At 70.4% G+C, this 18,657-nt stretch carries 15 protein-coding genes and 1 riboswitch; of the genes, 10 read left to right on the top strand and 5 right to left on the bottom strand.

All coding sequences use genetic code 11. From position 1 onward, the window contains the following. Positions 1-227 precede the first annotated feature (227 nt). Positions 228-1,022, top strand: coding sequence for a hypothetical protein (locus AAFX79_10860; protein MEO1009061.1), 795 nt, complete (start codon positions 228-230; stop codon positions 1,020-1,022). Here AAFX79_10860 and aroC read toward each other — a convergent pair. Both aroC and AAFX79_10850 read right to left on the bottom strand, forming a co-directional pair. After that, complete coding sequence (aroC, locus tag AAFX79_10855; protein ID MEO1009060.1) at positions 937-2,130, bottom strand: chorismate synthase; 1,194 nt, start codon at positions 2,128-2,130, stop codon at positions 937-939. The genes AAFX79_10860 and aroC overlap by 86 nt on opposite strands. A 45-nt stretch (positions 2,131-2,175) precedes the next feature. Then, on the bottom strand, positions 2,176-4,455 hold the full coding sequence (locus AAFX79_10850; protein MEO1009059.1) for a fused MFS/spermidine synthase: 2,280 nt from the start codon (positions 4,453-4,455) through the stop codon (positions 2,176-2,178). Positions 4,456-4,554: 99 nt separating this feature from the next. Here AAFX79_10850 and AAFX79_10845 point away from each other — a divergent pair, with 99 nt between their 5' ends. From AAFX79_10845 to AAFX79_10805, 9 genes are all read left to right on the top strand, one after another. Then, the gene (locus AAFX79_10845) at positions 4,555-5,664 is read left to right on the top strand and encodes a hypothetical protein (protein MEO1009058.1); all 1,110 of its coding nucleotides are present in this window, start codon (positions 4,555-4,557) and stop codon (positions 5,662-5,664) included. Between the two features lie 82 nt (positions 5,665-5,746). Next, the gene (locus tag AAFX79_10840) at positions 5,747-6,457 is read left to right on the top strand and encodes an RNA polymerase sigma factor (protein ID MEO1009057.1); all 711 of its coding nucleotides are present in this window, start codon (positions 5,747-5,749) and stop codon (positions 6,455-6,457) included. Positions 6,458-6,522: 65 nt separating this feature from the next. Next, complete coding sequence (locus AAFX79_10835; GenBank protein MEO1009056.1) at positions 6,523-7,008, top strand: hypothetical protein; 486 nt, start codon at positions 6,523-6,525, stop codon at positions 7,006-7,008. Between the two features lie 151 nt (positions 7,009-7,159). Then, positions 7,160-7,798 (top strand): peroxiredoxin, encoded by a 639-nt coding sequence (locus AAFX79_10830; protein MEO1009055.1) that lies wholly within the window; start codon positions 7,160-7,162, stop codon positions 7,796-7,798. A gap of 6 nt (positions 7,799-7,804) precedes the next feature. Further along, complete coding sequence (locus tag AAFX79_10825) at positions 7,805-8,806, top strand: isoaspartyl peptidase/L-asparaginase (GenBank protein MEO1009054.1); 1,002 nt, start codon at positions 7,805-7,807, stop codon at positions 8,804-8,806. Then, a riboswitch (cobalamin riboswitch) is annotated at positions 8,804-9,031 on the top strand. Its footprint overlaps the gene before it by 3 nt. A gap of 176 nt (positions 9,032-9,207) precedes the next feature. Continuing rightward, the gene (locus AAFX79_10820) at positions 9,208-10,116 is read left to right on the top strand and encodes a GC-type dockerin domain-anchored protein (protein MEO1009053.1); all 909 of its coding nucleotides are present in this window, start codon (positions 9,208-9,210) and stop codon (positions 10,114-10,116) included. A 2-nt stretch (positions 10,117-10,118) separates the two neighbouring features. Continuing rightward, positions 10,119-11,639 carry a PQQ-binding-like beta-propeller repeat protein gene (locus tag AAFX79_10815; GenBank protein ID MEO1009052.1) on the top strand — a complete coding sequence of 507 codons (1,521 nt, stop codon included), beginning with the start codon at positions 10,119-10,121 and terminating at the stop codon, positions 11,637-11,639. After that, on the top strand, positions 11,636-12,469 hold the full coding sequence (locus AAFX79_10810; GenBank protein ID MEO1009051.1) for a type II secretion system protein: 834 nt from the start codon (positions 11,636-11,638) through the stop codon (positions 12,467-12,469). The genes AAFX79_10815 and AAFX79_10810 overlap by 4 nt, the downstream gene beginning before the upstream one ends. A 59-nt stretch (positions 12,470-12,528) precedes the next feature. Next, positions 12,529-12,843: a (2Fe-2S)-binding protein gene (locus AAFX79_10805; protein ID MEO1009050.1), complete on the top strand. Its 315-nt coding sequence runs from the start codon at positions 12,529-12,531 to the stop codon at positions 12,841-12,843. 103 nt (positions 12,844-12,946) lie between these two features. Here AAFX79_10805 and rpoC read toward each other — a convergent pair whose 3' ends face one another. From rpoC to AAFX79_10790, 3 genes are read right to left on the bottom strand one after another with little or no spacing between them, the layout of a single operon-like run. Further along, positions 12,947-17,356, bottom strand: coding sequence for a DNA-directed RNA polymerase subunit beta' (gene rpoC / locus AAFX79_10800; GenBank protein MEO1009049.1), 4,410 nt, complete (start codon positions 17,354-17,356; stop codon positions 12,947-12,949). A 12-nt stretch (positions 17,357-17,368) separates the two neighbouring features. Continuing rightward, positions 17,369-17,725: a hypothetical protein gene (locus AAFX79_10795; protein ID MEO1009048.1), complete on the bottom strand. Its 357-nt coding sequence runs from the start codon at positions 17,723-17,725 to the stop codon at positions 17,369-17,371. 35 nt (positions 17,726-17,760) lie between these two features. Then, entirely contained in the window at positions 17,761-18,606 is an 846-nt protein-coding gene (locus AAFX79_10790) for an FkbM family methyltransferase (GenBank protein MEO1009047.1), read from the bottom strand. Positions 18,607-18,657: the final 51 nt, after the last annotated feature.

Here is an 18,657-nt window from a genome sequence, read left to right as displayed (position 1 = left end):
CCGCAGGGGCATCCCCGCCGACGCCACGACATGCCCCTCGCCGGTCGCGTCGTTCGACATGCCCCGGCCGCCCGCAACGCGGGGATGCCTACCCGCGACGCACGCCACCCTGCGGCCCGCCACCACTTTCCAGCACAGGGCGAATTTCTCGCGCACCGCGCGAACATCTCCTCGGGCATCGCCCATCGCGGCCCGCGGCGGACGCCCATCGCATGTACCCTTCGGACATGCCCTCCAAGCGTCGCAGCCTCCGACGCATCGCCCGAGCGGCCGCCCTCGCGCTCGCCGTCGGCCTGCTCGCCAACGTCACCGTCGCCTGGCTCGCCATGCGGCTGCCCACCGGCAACGCGTGGTACGGCCCCTTTGCCGCCACGCAGATCGGCCTGACGCGCACCGCCGACGGCGAACGCACCTTCCAGCTCTCGCGGGGCGAGAATGCCTGGCATCGCGTCGTCTCCTACTGGCACATGCAGGTCTCGGGCCTATCCCTCTCGATGCCCGAGGCCGACTTCCGCGCCGGCGAGATCGATCTCGCCACGCTCCCCGGGCATCTCCGCCCGGGCGACATCGACGAACTCCGCATGCAGGCCTGGTACCACGAGGTCGGCTGGCCCGCGCCCGCGCTGGCGTGCAGCGTGCACTGGCGCCGCCAGATCTCCAACAGCAACGTGACCTACACCGTGCGCGGCGGCCTGCAGCTACCGCGGGACGCGAACTTCAATCCCCGTGCGCTGCCCCTGACCCCAGTGTGGCCGGGCTTCGCGGCGAACACGCTGCTCTTCGCCATGGTCGCCGCCGGCGGGTGGCTCGTGGTCCGGGGCATCCGGGCGCAGCGTCGGGCCAAGAAGGGCCAGTGCACACGCTGCCGATACCCCCGCGCCGGCCTCGCCCCGGACGCGCCCTGCCCCGAGTGCGGCGACGTGCCACGCCCCGACCTCACGCCAGCGTCATCATCGGCGGATCCAGCGGCAGCGAACGCACCAGCTCCTGGTACGCCGCGTGGTGCGCCTCCATCTCGGTGAGCGAATCGCCGCCCACCTTGTCGACCAGCGCCCGCGCGATCTCGAAACCCACCACGTTCTCCATCACCACGCTCGCAGCCGACACCGCGCACACGTCGCTCCGCTCGTAGTCGCTCCGCTCCGCTTCCTTGGTGTTCAGATCGACCGAGGGCAACCCGCGCAGCAGCGTCGAGATCGGCTTCATCGCCCCGGTCACGACCACGGGCTGGCCGTTGGTCATGCCGCCCTCCAGCCCGCCCGCGTTGTTCGTCGGACGCACGAAGCCCAGCGTCGAGCCCGCGTTCTGCGCACGGTCGTACTCGATGGGGTCGTGCACCTGGCTGCCCGGCAGCTCCGCCACCCGCCGCCCCAGCCCGATCTCCACGCTCTTGAACGCCTGGATGCCCAGCACCGCGTAGCCCAGCCGCGCATCGAGCTTCAGCCGCCAATCCACGCACGAGCCCAGCCCGGGCGGGCACCCGAATACGTGCGCCTCGCACAGGCCGCCCGCGGTGTCCTTGTCGACCTTGGCCCGCCGGATGATGTCCTTCTGCTCCTCCGTCGCCGCGGGATCGAGCGTGTAGGTCTCGCTCGCATCACGGACATCCCGCAGCTCCCGCCAGGACTCGGGGGTCAGCTTCACCTCGCTCGCCGCCGTCCCGATCCGCCGCACGAATCCGAACACCTCGATGCCGAAGGCCCGCAGCAGCGCCCGCGTGAGCGCGCCGGCCGCCACCCGCGCCGCCGTCTCCCGCGCACTCGCACGCTCGAGCGTGCCGCGGCAGTCGGTCGTCAGCCACTTGAGGCTGCCCGCGAGGTCGGCGTGCCCCGGGCGCGGCCTGTACACCGGTGGCGTCCGCTCCGCGTCGTCCAGCCGGCTGTCCTTGTTGACCACACGCATCGCGACCGGCGAGCCCAGCGTCACGCCCATCCGCACGCCGCTGAGAAACTCGACGCGATCGGTCTCGATCCGCTGCCGCCCGCCGCGGCCGTACCCGCCCTGCCGCCGCGCCAGCTCACGGTTGATCTCGTCTTCATCGACTGCCAGCCCGGCGGGCAGGCCCGTCACGATCGCGAGCATGCCCGGGCCATGGCTCTCGCCGGCCGTCTGGTAGTCGAGTGTCGGCATCCAGGATGATAGAGCGACGCCGCGCCTCCCCCGACGACTGCTCCCCTACTGGCCCGCCGGCCGACCCAACACCGACAGCAGGTTGCTGTAGTCGTCCGTCCATGCGCGGAAGCCCTCGGGCGCGACCGGCTCGCGCCACCGAGGCCGCCCGACCAGCGGCCCAATCGCCGCCTCGCGCCGCCCCAGCACCACCCACGTCGACGTGTACCGCCCCGTGCGGGCACTCTGGGCCTCGTCCCACGGGTCCACCCGCATCGTCGCGGCCAGCCCCAACCGTTCTGCGGCCGCCGCCACCACCGGCTCCAGATCCAGATACACGTTCGAGATGTGCACCGCCAGCACGCCGTCCGCGGACAGCCGATCCAGATACAGCTCGAACGCCTCGACGGTCAACAGGTGTACCGGGATCGCATCCGAGCTGAACGCATCCAGCACGATGAGATCGAACGGCTCGCCCGTGTACGCCGCCAGCGACAACCGCCCGTCCCCCACGACGGCCTCGAAGTCCGCCCGCGTGCCGCTCACGAAGGTGAAGTACCGCGGATCGCGCGCGATCGCCACGACCTCGGGATCGATCTCGTAGCCCACGATGCGCATCCCGCGCCGCCCGTACGCCGCCACCGCACCCGTCCCCAGGCCGACGAGCGCCACGCGGTCCAGCGGCGTGTGCGGGTCGGCCGTCGCCTGCCCGTCGATGAGCGCGAACACCTCCGCGATCGGGCTGCGGTCGTGGTAGTAGGCCAGCGGCTCGGCCACGCCGCCCGCGTCCACCCGCTGCACGCCGTGCGTCGTCGATCCGTGCCGCAGCTCGTGGAAGGTCGCAACGCCGCCGCCGTCCAGCGGCACCCGCCGCCGCTCGACCACGTGCACGCCGAAGAACGTCCGCTCGGCGTGCAGCACCTCCCGCGAGCCGGGCCACAGCTGCGCCACCACCAGCACGCCCGCCACCGAGACACCGAACGCCGCGGGCCGCTGGTGCAACAAATACAACCCGATCACCGGCAGCCCGACAACCACCGCACGCTCCCACAACGCCGACGACGCCGCCAGCGGCGAGCCGCCCGCCAGCAGCAACGCGAGCAGCAGCACCAGGAAGCCGCCCGCGACCACCACGCCCACCACGGCATCCCGCACGAGCAACCGCCGCGATACGACGCCCACGATCGGCAGCGCCAGCATCGCCGCCCCGATCATCAGCGGGTACTCGAGCACGCCATCGAACAGCCGCGGCGCCACGAGCGCGTTGAACACGCCCCCCATCGCACCGCCCGTGGCCACGAGCAGGTAGAACGCCGTCAGCCCCGACGCGGGCGGGCGCAGCGCGGCCAGCCGCGCGTGGCACAGCATCGCGCACAGCCCGAAGCCCGCCAGATGCGCGACGACCACCGCCGCCAGCGGCTCCCGCGCACGAAGCAGCATCGCCACCGCGAGCGCCGCGACGCCGATCGGCGCCAGCCGCGCCGTCCACCGCAGCAGCCCGGGCCGCGTCGTGCCGAACGCGATCACGAACGTCAGCAGGTAGATCGCCAGCGGCACCACCCACAAGAGCGGCGCCGCCGCTACGTCGGTCGTGACGTGCTGCGTCACGCCCAGCAGCAGGCTCGACGGAACGAACGCAAGCAGCGCCCACCCCGCGGCCGAACGCAGCGTGAGCGTGTCGCCCGCGTCGACCTTCTCTTCCGCTCGTGCGCCGCGCGACCGCACCATCGCGACCACCGCCGACACCAACGCGAGCGCCACGACGGCCGCGTACGCGATCGACCACCACCGCCGCTGCGCGTCCAGCGGCAGCAGCGGCTCGATCACGAACGGATACGCGAGCAACCCAAGCAAGCTGCCCGCGTTGCTCGCGGCGTATAGCGGGTACGGATTTGTCGCCAGCCGGTGCTCGCTCGCCGCGATCCACCGCTGCAACATCGGCGACAGCGTCGCCAGCACCAAGTAGGGCCCGCCCACCGCCAGCACCAGCACGCCGATCACCCGCATCGCCGGAGGCCACGCGCCCGCCACCCCGCCCGAGAGCGCCGGAATCGCCACCGGCAGCACCAGCAGCGACCCCGCCGCGACGAGCGCGTGCGCTCCGGCGGCCAGCCTCGGCCGCCGTCGCCCCGCCGCCCCAAGCCCGTGCGCCAGCGCGTAGCCCGCCAGCAGCGCCGCCTGGAAGAACAGCATCGACGCCGTCCACACCGCCGGGCTGCCGCCGAAGCCCGGCAGGATCATCCGCGCCAGCATGGGCTGCACGCAGAACAGCAGGGCCGCGCCGCAGAAGATGGCGATAGCAAACAGAACCAGCACGCCCACCACCTCCACCGGCCGTGCGGCCATGCTATCGGGGTCCCGCACGGCCCTCGCCCTCGCCCACGTCTCCGATCTGCACCGTCCGCGAAACGGCACCCGTCCGCCACCGCTATCCATGCTCCGGGGGTGCCAGTGTTGCTGGACGGACTCGCCCGAACCCGAATCGCAGTTGCAGCCCTCGCGACCATCGCCGCAACGGCGTGGGCCGATCCGCTGCGCCCGCAGTGGGTGACCCCGGGCAGCGATTGGGTGCTCCACGTCGACGTCGAGCGGGCCACCGCCTCCAGCGAGTTGCGGCCGGTCTTCGACCTCATTGCGTCCAGCGCCTGGGGCGCCTCGCTCGCCGACATGGGCATCGATGCCACCATGGACGTCCGATCGCTCACGATCTTCGGCACCCTGGCCCGGGACACCGGCGACCGCCACACCACCACGCTGCTCGTCGGCGGCGACACCCTTCGCGATGCGATCACCGGCTACGTCGACGCCCACAGCGGCTATCCGGTCACCCTCGATCCGTCCGAAGACGACGGCGACGACGCCAGGACCTCGCCCGGCGCGTGGGCGGTCGATGCCCTGGACGTCCACGTGGGCCTCGTGCCATTGGCCCAGGATTCGGAAGGCCCGACGCACGTCGCCCTCCTCACCGACCGCCTGGACACCCTCCAGGCAGCCCTCGACGCCGTCCTGAGCCCCGCAACACCGGTGCTCGAGCCTCAGCCGCTGCACGCCGACCGGGACGCCACCGCCGAGCACGAGACCGGCGAGCCGCTGATGGGCATGAACACGCCCCACCTCCTGCCACTCGATCCGCCGGAGGGTGCCGTCGTGTACGCCCGCGCGACCGGCCTATGGGACGCCCAGCCGCCCCCCAGCTCGGACCTGCTGGGCCTCTCCCGAGAGGCGACCGCCTTCCTGGGCTACCGCGCCGCTCGCAGCGACACCGTCTTCGAGGCCGGCCTGCGGATCGTCGCCGGCAGCGAGTCCGAGGGTGCCCGGGTCATGGAGAGCCTCAACCGCGCGGTCGACTTTGCCGCCACCCGCACCGCCGACCTCGCCGACGGCGACGCCTCGATGCTCCGCCTGCTCACGCTCGTCAAGTCCTGCCGCATCACCCGGCAAGGCCGGACCGTCGAGCTCGAACTCGAACGCCGCCTGAGCCCCACCATCGCCGCCGATCCACCGCGCTTGCCGGCCAGGCCCCCCGCCTCGCCAGACCGAGACCGGGAGCTATAACCACTTCCCCGAATCCCCGCATTCTCAGGAATACGGGTGGATCCGCTTGGGGGCGGCCAGCGGACCGGGTATCTTGATGCCAATGTCGGTTTCGGCTATCCCTCACCACGCCCTGACGGGCCTGCCCGCCACACCCGGCGAAACGCCCGTCCAGGGCCAGTCCGACCACGCCCTGGCGGATCTCGCCAAGGACGGCTCGGTCGCGGCTTATAATGAATTGGTGGTGAGATATCAGGATCGCGTATATCGCTTCCTGCTCCGCCGCACCGGTTCCTCCGCCGAGGCCGAGGACGTGGCCCAGGAGACCTTCCTGCGGGCCTGGCAGAAGCTGCACACCTTCGAGTCGGGCCGTCCCCTGGCCCCCTGGCTGTTGACCATCGCCGCAAGGCTGGCGGCATCCGCCGCCCGCCAGCGAGCCCGCGTGCACATCGTGTCCGAGGCCAGCGTGGGCTTCGCCGATGCCGCGGCAACCCCCGCCGGCACGCCCGACCTCGACGCCCTGGGCGAACGATCCAGAATCTGGTCCATCGCCGAGGTCGCTCTCAATCGTGAGCAGTTGACGGCCGTCTGGCTCCGCTACGTCGAGGGCCTCAGTCCGGCCCAGATCGCCCGCGTTATGGACAAATCCGGCGTCGCGGTCCGCGTTATGCTGCTGCGGGCCCGCAACACGCTGGCCGAGGCCATCCGCGAGCGCGCCAGCGACATCGCCTTCGCCGGGGCCGAAGATGCTGCATCTTCTGACGCCCGCGGCGTTACGCCCGACCCCCTCGGAGCGAATACACTCACGGTGTAACCATGGGTGCTGGTGGACAACATCGAAACGGCCTCGGTCCGATCACGGGCCGCCAGGTGGAAGCCATGCTCTCGGATGACCGGAGCTGGCCCGACGAGACCGCGCCGCTCAGCGTGCGGGCCCGCGTCATGTCCCGCCTGGCCGAGCGCCGCCAGGCCGATCCCCGGCCCGGCCCCGCCCGCGTGACGCTCTACCGGGCCGGCACCGGCTGGCCCCGCCGCAGGCTGATGTTCTCGCTGCGTCCGCCGCTGGCGGCCGCTGCCGCCATTGCAGTAATCGTGTCGGCCGCCATCTACGCCATGGGCGGCCTCCAAGCCTGGGATTCCTGGGCCCCGACCGCGGACATCGCCGCCCCAACCCGGCCCACGCAAACCTCGCCCACCTTCGCCGTGCTGCCGGCGCAGGAACGCCAGAGCGACGCCTACCGCGACCTCGGCCGCCAGGAAGCCGAGGCCCTCTTCACCGATGTCGCCCGCTTCCGGGCCCACGTGTCGGACAGGCTGCCCCGCGTCGACCCGGCGCCGGTCGCCCCTGCGATCTCCAATCCCTAGCCGCCTCCTATTTGCCCCCCAGATCGCGGCATCCGAGCATCGGAGGCGCCCACACTCCGCGATGCGGTGCATCCAATCCCGAGCGACCTAGGTACAGTCCCCCACGCCGAGCGACGCTGCTCGGTTTTTCAATCCACACAAGGGGACAACGATGACCAACACCGTGCATCTGGGCGATGCCGCCCCGGACTTCACCGCACCCACCACGCAGGGCGAGATCCACTTCCACGATTGGCTGGGCGACTCCTGGGGCGTGCTCTTCAGCCACCCCAAGGACTTCACGCCCGTCTGCACCACCGAGCTCGGCACCGTCGCCAAGCTGAAAGGCGAGTTCGACAAGCGCAACTGCAAGGTCATCGGCCTCAGTTGCGACAGCGTCGAGGACCACGAGAGGTGGTCCAGGGACATCGAGGAGACCCAGGGCATCGCCCCCAACTTCCCGATGATCGGCGACCCGGACCGCACCGTGGCCGACCTCTACGGCATGATCCCGCCCGCCGCCCAGGACACCATGACCGTCCGCAACGTGTTCATCATCGGCCCCGACAAGAAGGTCAAGCTCACGCTGACCTACCCGGCCAGCACGGGCCGCAACTTCGATGAGCTCCTCCGTGTCATCGACTCGCTGCAGCTCACCGCCAACCACAAGGTCGCGACGCCCGCCAACTGGCGGCATGGCGAGGACTGCATCATCGTGCCCGCGGTCTCCAACGACGAGGCCGACAGGGCCTTCCCGAAGGGCTACACCGAGATCAAGCCCTACCTCCGCACCACGCCGCAGCCGGCCTGACCGCGCGTGAGCGGCCCCCTCCCCGTCGTCGTCGGCTCCGGCAACGCGCTCGAGGCAGTCGGCGTCGTCCGCCGCCGCATGCTCGGCGGCGCCGACGTCCTCGATGCGCTCGCCGACGGCATCGCCACCGTCGAGGACGACCCCGCCGAGAACACCGTGGGCTTCGGCGGCCTGCCCAACGCCGACGGCGTCGTCGAGCTCGACGCCGCCATCATGGACGGGCGGACGCACGAGGCGGGCGCAGTCGCGGCCATGCGGGGCGTACGGCACGCGGCACGCGTGGCCCTGCACGTGCTCCGCGAGCCGCACTGGTCGTTCCTGGCCGGCGAGGGCGCCCGCCGCTTCGCGCTGGCCCGTGGCTTCGCCGACGAGGACCTCCTCACCGACGCCTCCCGCGAAGCCTGGGAGCAATGGAAGACCGAGGGCGGCGACCCCGACGCCTGGCTCCGAGCCGAACACTGGGACTGGGCCAAGGAGCTGGGCGACGAGCCCCCCGCCGGCCCGCCCCGAACCTTCGGCACCGTGCACGCGTCGGCCGTCGACGCGTCGGGCCGCTGCTGCGGCTGCACGTCCACCAGCGGCCTGAGCTACAAGCCACCCGGCCGCGTGGGCGATAGCCCATGCATCGGTGCGGGTCTCTACTCGAGCGACGCCGGCAGCGCCGGCAGCACGGGCCGCGGCGAGAGCACGCTCATGGCCTGCGCGTCCTTCGACGCCGTCGCCCGCATGGAGCGGGGCGAGGACCCAAGCGACGCCTGCCTCGCCGCCGTCGAACGCATCGTGCGGCACACCACGAGGGCCGACCTGCTGCGGCCCAACGGCCGGCCGCGATTCAACGTCACGATGTACGCCGTTCGGGCCGATGGCGCGTTCGGGTCGGCCGCGGTCTATTCGGGCCACACCATGGCGATATCCGACGACGCCGGCGAGCGGCTCGTGCAGGCCCGCGGCGTGTTCGAGCGCCCCGCCGCGAAAGAAATCCTTGATTCGCCCTCGGATCCGGGTTAGTCTGGTAACGCTAGTGGTTCTCCGGCGGATGGCCGCCGGGGTGAAAAGGGAAGCGTGGTGAAAAGCCACCGCGGACGCGCCGCCGTAACGGGCACGCATCCGATCGGCTCCCCTCCCCGCAACGGGTGAGGGCAGCAAGGCCACTGCCGGCGTCAAACGCCCGGCGGGAAGGCCAGCCGAATCGGGCCCGGAGCCGGAAGACCTGCCACCAGCACGACGGTGTCGCCCTCGCGTAATGGGTGGCGCGGTGTGCGTGCGTCCGCCTCGTGCGTTCGCGCAACTGCGCCGGAAAAAGCCCCGCGAGAACGACCGGCAGGCCCGCCGTTTATCGGGCCATGGTGCGAGGCCGCCCCGCGCGATCCGGGGCGACGTGCCGGCACTCGCCGGAGGGAGCGTGCATAATGCGCGCCGATGCGTTCTGTCTCGTTGCCGGCGCGCCGCTCGCGCTCACCGCCCCGCTTGCGGCCGCCCAGGCCTTCACGCCCTGGGCCGACCGCGTCGTCGAGTACACCCCAGGCGACGGCGTGCCCGTCGGCTTCGACGACCCCACCACCGCACTCGGCGAGCCCGAGCGCTTCACGGGCGAGGGCGTCTTCCCCGGCGCCGTCACCGTCTTCAACCCGCCCTTCGGCATGGATGAGATCGTCAGCATCGGCGACGGCGGCAGCCTCACCGTCGCCTTCGACGAGCCCGTGACCGACGACGCGACCAACCCCTTCGGCATCGATCTGCTGGTCTTCGGCAACGCCGGCTACATCGACGCGGCCTTCCCCGACGGCATCGTCGGCGGCATCTTCGCCGATGGCGGCCTGATCGAGCTCTCCGACGACGGCGTCACCTTCGTCCCCGTGCCCGGCCTGCAGGCCGACGGCGCCTTCCCCACCCTGGGCTATCTCGACCTCACCGATCCCTTCTCACCCACCGCCGGCATCGTCGAGAGCGACTTCACCAAGCCCGTCGATCCCGCGCTCGACCCCGACGGATTCACCTTCGCCGAGGTCGTCGCCGCCTACGACGGCTCGGGCGGCGGCGTCGGCATCGACATCGCCTCGGTCGGCCTGGTCGAGGTCAGCTTCGTCCGCATCACGCCGACGGTCGGCGCCACGCCCGAGGTCGACGGCTTCGCCGACGTCCGCGCAACCTGCCCCGCGGACACCGACGGCGACGGCGAACTCACGGTCTTCGACTTCCTGGCGTTCCAGAGTCGATTCGCCGCGAGCGACGCCCGCGCGGACTGCACGGGCGACGGCGTGCTCAACGTCTTCGACTTCCTGTGCTTCATCAACGACTTCGGAGTTGGCTGCCCGTGAGGATGGCCACACTCTTGCTCTCGGCCGCGTGCGCTTCGGCGCACGCGCAGGACTCGTGGACGCACGCGGCCCGCACGCCGCAGCGCGTCGCGCGGGCGGCCGTGTCCGAACTCCCCAGTCTGGGCGATCCCGCTTGGCGGTACGACGCCGGGGGCGCGTTCGCGTCCCTCGGCCAGGGATCCCCAGTGATCTCGCGCGTCGGGGTTGCGATCGTCGTGGGCACTCTTGGAGGAGAGGCCCACGCGATCGCCCTCGACGTTGCGAGTGGCAACGAACGCTGGCACACGCCCGTGCCCCCGCCCGCGCTCGACTCCTGGTCCAGCCCCGCGATCCTCGACGACCTCGTCGTCGTCGCCTCGGACCGCGAACTGCTCGGCCTCGACCTGCTCACCGGCCACGAACGCTGGCGGACGCAGCTCGGCGGCCGCGTCGTCAACGCCTCGCCCGCGATCCTGGGCCAGCCCGCCCGCGTCTTCATCACCACCTACGACCCCTTCGGCGGCCTGGCCGAGCTCGTAAGCATCAACGCCGACCCCTTCGATGCGAACGCCAACCCCTTCGACCCCGGCGAGGTCGTGGGCCGCGTCTCCATCGGGTCGGCCTCGGGCGCGACGCCCGCCGTCGACGGCCTCGTCGTCTTCGCGGCCCTCGTCTCGCCCGACTTCATTGATCCCCGCGGCGCCATCTCCGCCTTCGTGCGGGGCGCCCAGGGCGCGCCCGTGTCGCCCCCGCTGTGGTCCACGCCCAACGCCGAAGAGATCGGCTTCTTCGGCGGCGTGAGCACCAGCGCCGGCGGCCTGTTCGCCGCGAGCTACAACTTCTTCGGCGGGCGGAGCAACAGCAACCTGGTCAAGCTCGCCGCATCGACGGGCTTGCCACGCTGGTCGACGCCGGCCGCCCGCTCGAGTTCGACGCCCATCCCCCTCCCCGACGGCCGCATCGTGCTCAGCGGCGGGCTCGACGGCTTCGGCTCGCTGGCCACCGTGCAGCTCTTCCAGGATCTCGGCTCCGCCGCCGAGCGCATCTGGGACCTCGTCGACGACACGTGGCACGACGCCGACGGCAACGGCAAGATCGATCCGGGCGAGTACATCCGCCTGGGCGGCTGGGATCACCAGCCCGCCGTGATCACGGCCGCCGGCCGCACTGCACTGCTCGTCGGCGTGCCCGCCGACGCGAGCGATCCCTTCGGCGGGGGCAACGGGCTCGTGCTCCTCGATCTCGACGCGCATCCCGGCGCCCCGGGCTTCGTGCTCGGCGCATCGCCCTTCGGCGGCGGCTCGCCCGCCGTCGGCGAGGGCATGGCGATCAGCATCGGTCGCAGCGGCGTCACCGCATTCGACGCAGGCGGCGACTGCCTAGCCGACTGCGACGACTCGGGCACCGTCGACGTCTTCGACTACCTGTGCTTCCAGAACACCTTCGATGCCGGCAACCTCGCGGCCGACTGCGACGGCTCGGGCTCGCTGGACGTCTTCGACATCCTGTGCTTCCAGGTCGCCTTCGAGGGTGGCTGCCCATGACCCGCGGCGTCCGCACCAGGCCGGCGTTCACGCTCGTCGAGCTGCTCGTCGCCATCGCCGTCATCGCGGTGCTCATGGGCCTGCTGCTGCCCGCCCTGGGCGGCGTGCGGTCGCTCGCCCGCGAGACGCAGTGCCTCTCGAACCTCCGCCAGCTCGGGTCGGCGTGGTTCCTCTACGCCAACGACGCCGCCGAGCGCGTGCTGCCGCTCGCCTACACCGATCGCGAACTCACCGGCGGCGGCGACAACATCTTCTGGTTCGGCAGCGACGGCAGCACCACCGGCCGCATCGATCCGGCGCGGGGCCTGCTGACCGGCTACCTCGATGCACCGCTCCGCGACGGCGGCATCTACCAGTGCGCCGAGCAGCCCCGCGGCTCGTTCACCCCGCAGGGACGCACCGGCGAGTTCTCCCCCACCTACGGCTACAACGGCTACTACCTCAGCCCCTCGCACACGCCCGGATGGGGTCTCAACATCGGCCACAGGCCCTGGCGCAGCCTCGGCAACATCGAGCGACCCTCCAGCGTCATGGTCTTCGCCGACACGCTGCTGTCCCGCGGGCCGGGCATCCAGCCGACCAACAACGCGCTGCTCGATCCGCCCATGCTCTACCAGCGCCCCGGTTATTGGAGCAAGAACGAATTCCCGACCAGCTGCTTCCGCCACGGCGGACGCGGCATCGGCGGCCGATGCGCCGCCGTCCACGCCGACGGCAGCGCCAGGGGCCACGTGGCGCGGGCAGAGTGGCTAACGCAGCCCGATCAGGGTATCGGATCTGTCGGCATCCATAACGATCCTCGGTATGTCCCCGACTGGTCGGCGTGGTGATGGGGCATCATCTCGCGCCCTCCGATATACTCGACATCGATATGGATTACGACGCGGCTATGCTCAAGCTGGATGCCTCGGGTCAGCGCGTGCGCGTCGATCGCTGCGTGTGCTTCGATCGGTCCTTCGAAGAACTCCGCGACGTTGCGCGCACCGAGGACCTATCGCTCGACCAGCTCAGCGAGCGGACCAATTGCTGCCGCGGCTGCGGCATGTGCAAGCCCTACGTCCGCGTCGTGCTCTCCACGGGCCGCACGTCCATCCCGCTGCTCAACGGCCGCACCCTGAATCAGATCGCCCAGGCCGCCGAGCAACGGCACGCCGACAGCGTGGCCGAGACTGCGTCCGAGTCCTACGACCGCTCCCGCGACTAGACGCCGGCTAATTCCACGCGACGGAGCCAGAAAGAAAGCACCCGGCGACGTCGCGTGCGTCGCCGGGTGCATGAGAGTTCGTGCTCCGACTCGTCGCGTCGACCTACTCGCGCGAGCCCTGCTCGGCCGCCTCGCCGATCACGAAGTCCTTGACCTCGACCTGCGGGATCACGTCGACGCCGGCGTCGCCGTTGGCCAGCTCCGGCGGGGCGGCGTCGCCATCCTCGAACTCCGCCTCGTCGACGCCCACGGGCGCCAGCTGCACCAGCGGCTTCACGCGGATGTCCTGGTAGGGGCGGAAGCCCGTGCCCGCCGGGATCAGGTGGCCCAGCAGCACGTTCTCCTTGAGGCCCACCAGGTGGTCCTGCGCGCCCTTGAGGGCCGCCTCGGTCAGCACCTTGGTCGTCTCCTGGAACGAGGCGCCCGACAGGAAGCTCTCGCTCTGCAGGCTGGCCTTGGTGATGCCCAGGAGCAGCGTCCGGCCGACCGCGGGCTTGGGCTTCTTGGCCTTGGCGGCCTCCTTGCCCTCGGCCTCGGCCCGCGCGTTCGCCTCGCGGATCTCGTCCTTGTGGTACATCTGCCCGACGCGGAGGTCGGTGTCGCCCGCCTCCACCACGCGGCCCATGTTCAGGATCTCGTTGTTCTGCTGGCGGAAGATGAACCGATCGACGACCTCCTGCGGCAGCAGCTCGGTGTCGCCGGCGTTCTGCACCTGCACCTTGCGCATCATCTGGCTGAGGATCAGCTCGATGTGCTTGTCGTTGATCTTCACGCCCTGCGCCCGGTAGACGTTCTGGACCTCCTCGATCATGTAGAGCCAGACCGCTTCCTCGCCCTTGATCCGCAGGATGTCCTTCGGATCCAGCGGCCCCTCGGTCAGCTGGTCGCCCGCCGTCACGGTGTCGCCCGTGTGCACGCGGAGCTGCTTGTCGCGGGGCACGTGGTGGTCCTTCTCGATGCCCGAGTCGCTCACCACGCGGATCGTGATCTTGCCCTTCCGCTTGTCGGAGTAGATCTCCACCCGGCCCGAGATCTCGGCCATGAACGCCGGGTCCTTGGGCTTGCGGGCCTCGAAGATCTCCGTCACGCGGGGCAGGCCGCCGACGATGTCCTGGCTCCGCTCGGCCTGCCGCGGCTGGCGGGCGATCATCTGGCCGGCCTTGATCTGCTGGCCGTCCTCCACCTCGATGCGGGCCTTCGCCGGTAGGTAGTGAAAGTCGAGGATCTGCCCGCTCTCGTCCACCACGTTGATCTGCGGGCTGCGGCTGCCCTTGTGCTCGATGACCACCAGCGCCTTCTTGCCCGAGCCGGCATCGTCCTCGCGGACCGTCTGGCCGATCTCGATGTCTACGAACTGCACCGCGCCGCCCTTCTCGGCCAGGATCGGCGTGCGGTGCGGGTCCCACCGCACCAGCGGCGTGCCCTTCTTCACCTGCTCGCCGGACTTGACGTAGATGTGCGCGCCGTAGGGCACCTTGCTCTTGTCCAGCTCCTTGCCGCTGGCATCGAGAATCGCGATCTCACCGTTGCGCTTCAGCGAGATGAGCGCGGTGTTGCCGTCCTCGTCCTCGCCCTCCACCTCGGCGCAATCCCGCAGCTCCACCACACCGCCGGCCGCGGCACGGATCTCGCTCTCGGCGACGTCACGCGTGCCGATGCCGCCCGTGTGGAACGTCCGCATCGTCAGCTGCGTGCCGGGCTCGCCGATCGACTGGGCGGCGATGATGCCCACCGCCATGCCGTCCTCGACCATCTTGCCCGTCGACATGTCCATGCCGTAATCCAGCGCCGAGCAGCCACTGCGGCTCTCGCTGGTCAGCGGGCTGCGGACCATCACCTCGTTGATGCCCAGGTCCTCGACCCGCTGGGCCGCCTCCTCGCTGATCATCTCGTTGGTCCGAACGATCGGCTCGTCAGTCACCGGGTCGTTGATCGTGTGCACGCTCACGCGGCCGACGATCTGCTCGCTCAGGTGCACGTCGACCTGCTCGCCCTTGTAGATGGCACGCTTCGGGATGCCGCGGCGGCTGCCGCAGTCCTTCTCGCCGATGATCACCGACTGCGCCACGTCGCACAGCTTGCGGGTCAGGTAGCCCGAGTCGGCGGTCTTGAGCGCGGTGTCGGCCAGGCCCTTGCGGGCACCGTGCGTGGAGCTGAAGTACTCCAGCACGCTCAGCCCCTCGCGGAAGTTGGCGCGGATGGGCGTCTCGATGATCTCGCCGCTGGGCTTGGCCATCAGGCCACGCATGCCCGCCAGCTGCATCATCTGGCTCACGTTGCCGCGGGCGCCCGAATCGCTCATCAGGTACACGGGGTTCATGTACCGCTGCGCGTCCTTGTCGTCGATCGGCAGGTACTCGCCGTCGTCGGTCCGCCGATCGTTCTTGAGCGTCTCGATCAGGCTCTTGGTCACCTTCTCGCGGCAGTTGGCCCAGATGTCCAGCAGCTGGTTGTACCGCTCGCGCTCGGTGATGATGCCCCGGTCGTAGTTCTTCTCGACGCGATCGACCTTCTTCTGCGCCTCGGCCAGGTGGTCCACCTTCGCCGCCGGCACCCGCAGGTCGGTCACGCCGAAGCTCAGCCCCGCGATCGTCGACCGCTTGAAGCCGATCTCCTTCAGCCGATCCAGCAGGTCGATCGTCGCGGGCTTGCCGGCCACGCCGAACACGTCATCGACCACGCGGGCGCAGCCCTTCTTGCCCAGCGAGCAGTTGTAGAACGCCATGCCCGGCTCGAGGATCTCGCTGAACAGGCAGCGGCCGACCGTCGTCACCGCACGCTTGTTCTCGGGCAGCTTCTCGACGGCGCCCTTCTCCTGGTTGACGACCGCGTCGAAGCCATCCAGCCGGACCTTGATCCGCGTGTGCAGCCCGATCTTGCCGTGCTCGTAGGCGAGGATCGCCTCCTTGCGGTCCTTGAAGACCGGCAGCTCGGTCTCGTCGGTCACAGGCGCCGGATCGATCAGCGTGATGAAGTACACGCCCAGCACGATGTCCTGGCTGGGCGAGATGATCGGGTCGCCGTTCGCCGGGCTGAAGATGTTGTGCGTGCTGAGCATCAGCACGTGCGCCTCGGCCTGCGCCTCCACGCTCAGCGGCAGGTGCACCGCCATCTGGTCGCCGTCGAAGTCGGCGTTGAACCCCGTGCACACCAGCGGATGCACCTTGATGGCGTTGCCCTCCACGAGCACCGGCTCGAAGGCCTGGATGCCCATGCGGTGCAGCGTCGGGGCGCGATTCAGCAGCACCGGGTGCTGGTCGATGACCTCCTCGAGGATGTCCCACACCTCGGCGTCGCGACGCTCGAGCATCCGCTTGGCGCTCTTGATCGTGTCGGCGTAGCCGTGCTCCCGCAGCTTGCGGATGATGAACGGCTGGTACAGCTCCAGCGCGATCTTCTTGGGCAGGCCGCACTGCCACAGCTTCAGCTCCGGACCCACGACGATGACCGACCGGGCCGAGTAGTCGACACGCTTGCCCAGCAGGTTCTCGCGGAAGCGGCCCTGCTTGCCCTTGATCATGTCGGTGAGCGACTTGAGCGTGCGGTTGCTCGAACCCACGACCGGCCGCCGGCAGCGGGCATTGTCGAACAGGTTGTCCACCGCCTGCTGCAGCATCCGCTTCTCGTTGCGGATGATGACCTCCGGCGCGTTGAGGTCCATCAGCTTCTTGAGGCGGTTGTTGCGGTTGATGATCCGCCGGTACAGGTCGTTCAGGTCGCTGGTCGCGAAGTTGCCGCTCTCCAGCAGCACCAGCGGACGCAGGTCCGGCGGGATCACCGGGATCACGTCCATCACCAGCCACGACGGATCGTTCTCGCTCTTGCGGATGTTCTCGACGAGCTTGAGCCGCTTGGCCAGGTCCTTGATCTTCTGCTTGCTCCGCGTCTCGCGGAGCTCCTGCCGAAGCTGCCCGGCGATCTCGTCGAGGTCCAGCCGATCGATCAGCTCCCGCATCGCCTCGGCGCCCATCATCGCCCGGAAGGCGTTGCCGAACTGGCTCGCCGCCGCCCGGTACTTCTCCTCGGTGATGATGGTGCGGGGCTCGATCTTCGTGCCGTCCTCGAGCTCCAGCCCGGGCTCGGCCTCGATGATCACGTAGTCCTGGTAATAGATCACCCGCTCGAGCTCGGTCGTCTTCAGCCCGAGCAGCGTGCCCAGCCGGCTGGGCATGCTCTTGAAGAACCAGATGTGCACCACCGGCGACGCGAGGTTGATGTGCCCCATCCGCTTGCGGCGAACACGGCTGTGCGTCACCTTCACGCCGCAGCGATCGCAGATGATGCCCTTGTACTTCACGCCCCGGTACTTGCCGCACGCGCACTCGTAATCGCGCTCCGGGCCGAAGATCCGCTCGCAGAACAGGCCGTCCTTCTCGGGCCGGTACGTGCGGTAGTTGATCGTCTCGGGCTTCTTCACCTCGCCGTAGGACCACGCCCGGATGTCGTTGGGCGACGCCAGCGTCACCTTGACGGCCGTGAAGTCGTTGATGCGGTCGTACACGGTTTCGGCCATGCTCGGACCCCCTCAGCCGCGTGCGGCTGCAGTGTCGATGTCGTCGGCCCGCTGCCGGGCCCCGTCTGCCGCCCGCTCGCGCGCGAGCAGGCCCTCGTCCACCGCGACGCGGATGCCCGTGAAGCACCCAGAATCGCGGAACGCGTCGCTCAGATGTCGGCCGAGCCCATCCAGCTCGGCCCCGATGTCCACCGGCCCGCCCAGGCCCCACGTCCAGCCGACCACCACCGTGATCGGGCCGCCACCCTGCGGCCGCGTGACCTTCGTCACGCCCACGCCCCGCGGCATCCGCGGCCGGCGATCCTTCAGCCAGGCGTCGGCGGCCTCGAGGACCGCCCGGTCGAAGCTGGCGGCGGCGGATTCACCCACGGCGTGGCACGCTCCATGCTCCTCCGGCAAGCCCGCTACACCGCACGCCCGAAGGCCCGCAGCGGCTCCGAGCGACGGAGCCGCTCGGCCAGTTCCTCCGACTCGCGCACGTACAGCGTGTTGCCCCGGCTGCCGAACGTCGACGCCGGCGTCAACGCCCGCTCCACCGGGTCGTACGTGGCGGGGGCGAGCCCCGCCTTCCGCAGCGTCTCATCCAGCTCGGCATCTTCCACGCCGTACCGACGACCTGCGCCGTTCATCTCGATGAGCACCGCGAGCAGCGACGCCTCGGACAGCAGCCGCTCGGCGCCCGCGAGGGCCTCCCTCTCGAAGCCCTCGACGTCCATCTTCATCATGCGTGCGCGGCCCGCCGGCACCAGGTCGTCGATGCGCGAGACCGGCACCGTCACCACGTCCGACGCCGCCTCGCCCTCCGCAACGACGTGGTTCATCGCGTCGCGGCCCGACGTCATCCGGCACTCGCCCGGCTTGCGGCCCACGGCCGTGTGGCACGCGGTCACGCGATCCTGCAGCATGTTGGCCGCCACGTTCCGCTGCAGCTTCGAGAACGTCGACGGCACGGGCTCGCACGACACGACGTCCGCACCCGCCACCGCACCCGCCAGCACCGTGTACGCCCCGACGTTGGCGCCCGCGTCCACGAACAGGTCGCCCGGCTCCAGGGCGTGCGCCACGAAGGGCATGTCCGGGTACTCGTGCACGCCGCAGTAGTAGTTGCCCGTTGCGCCGGTATCCCCGCGGCTGGTGACCAGCACGCCGTCGGTTGCGAAGGGCAGCAGGCACGGCTGGCCGAGCAGCCGCGAGCCCAGCTGCCATCGCGCAAAGCGGCCCACCGCCGCCACGCGGCCGCCCTCGTTCATCGGATGGTTCCAGATGTGCTGCAATATCCTGGCCAATCCCATTCGACGACC

The sequence above is a fragment of the Planctomycetota bacterium genome (assembly GCA_039819165.1).
In the GTDB taxonomy this organism is placed as follows: Bacteria; Planctomycetota; Phycisphaerae; order Phycisphaerales; family UBA1924; genus JAHCJI01.
This window is presented reverse-complemented; position numbering and strand designations above follow the sequence as displayed.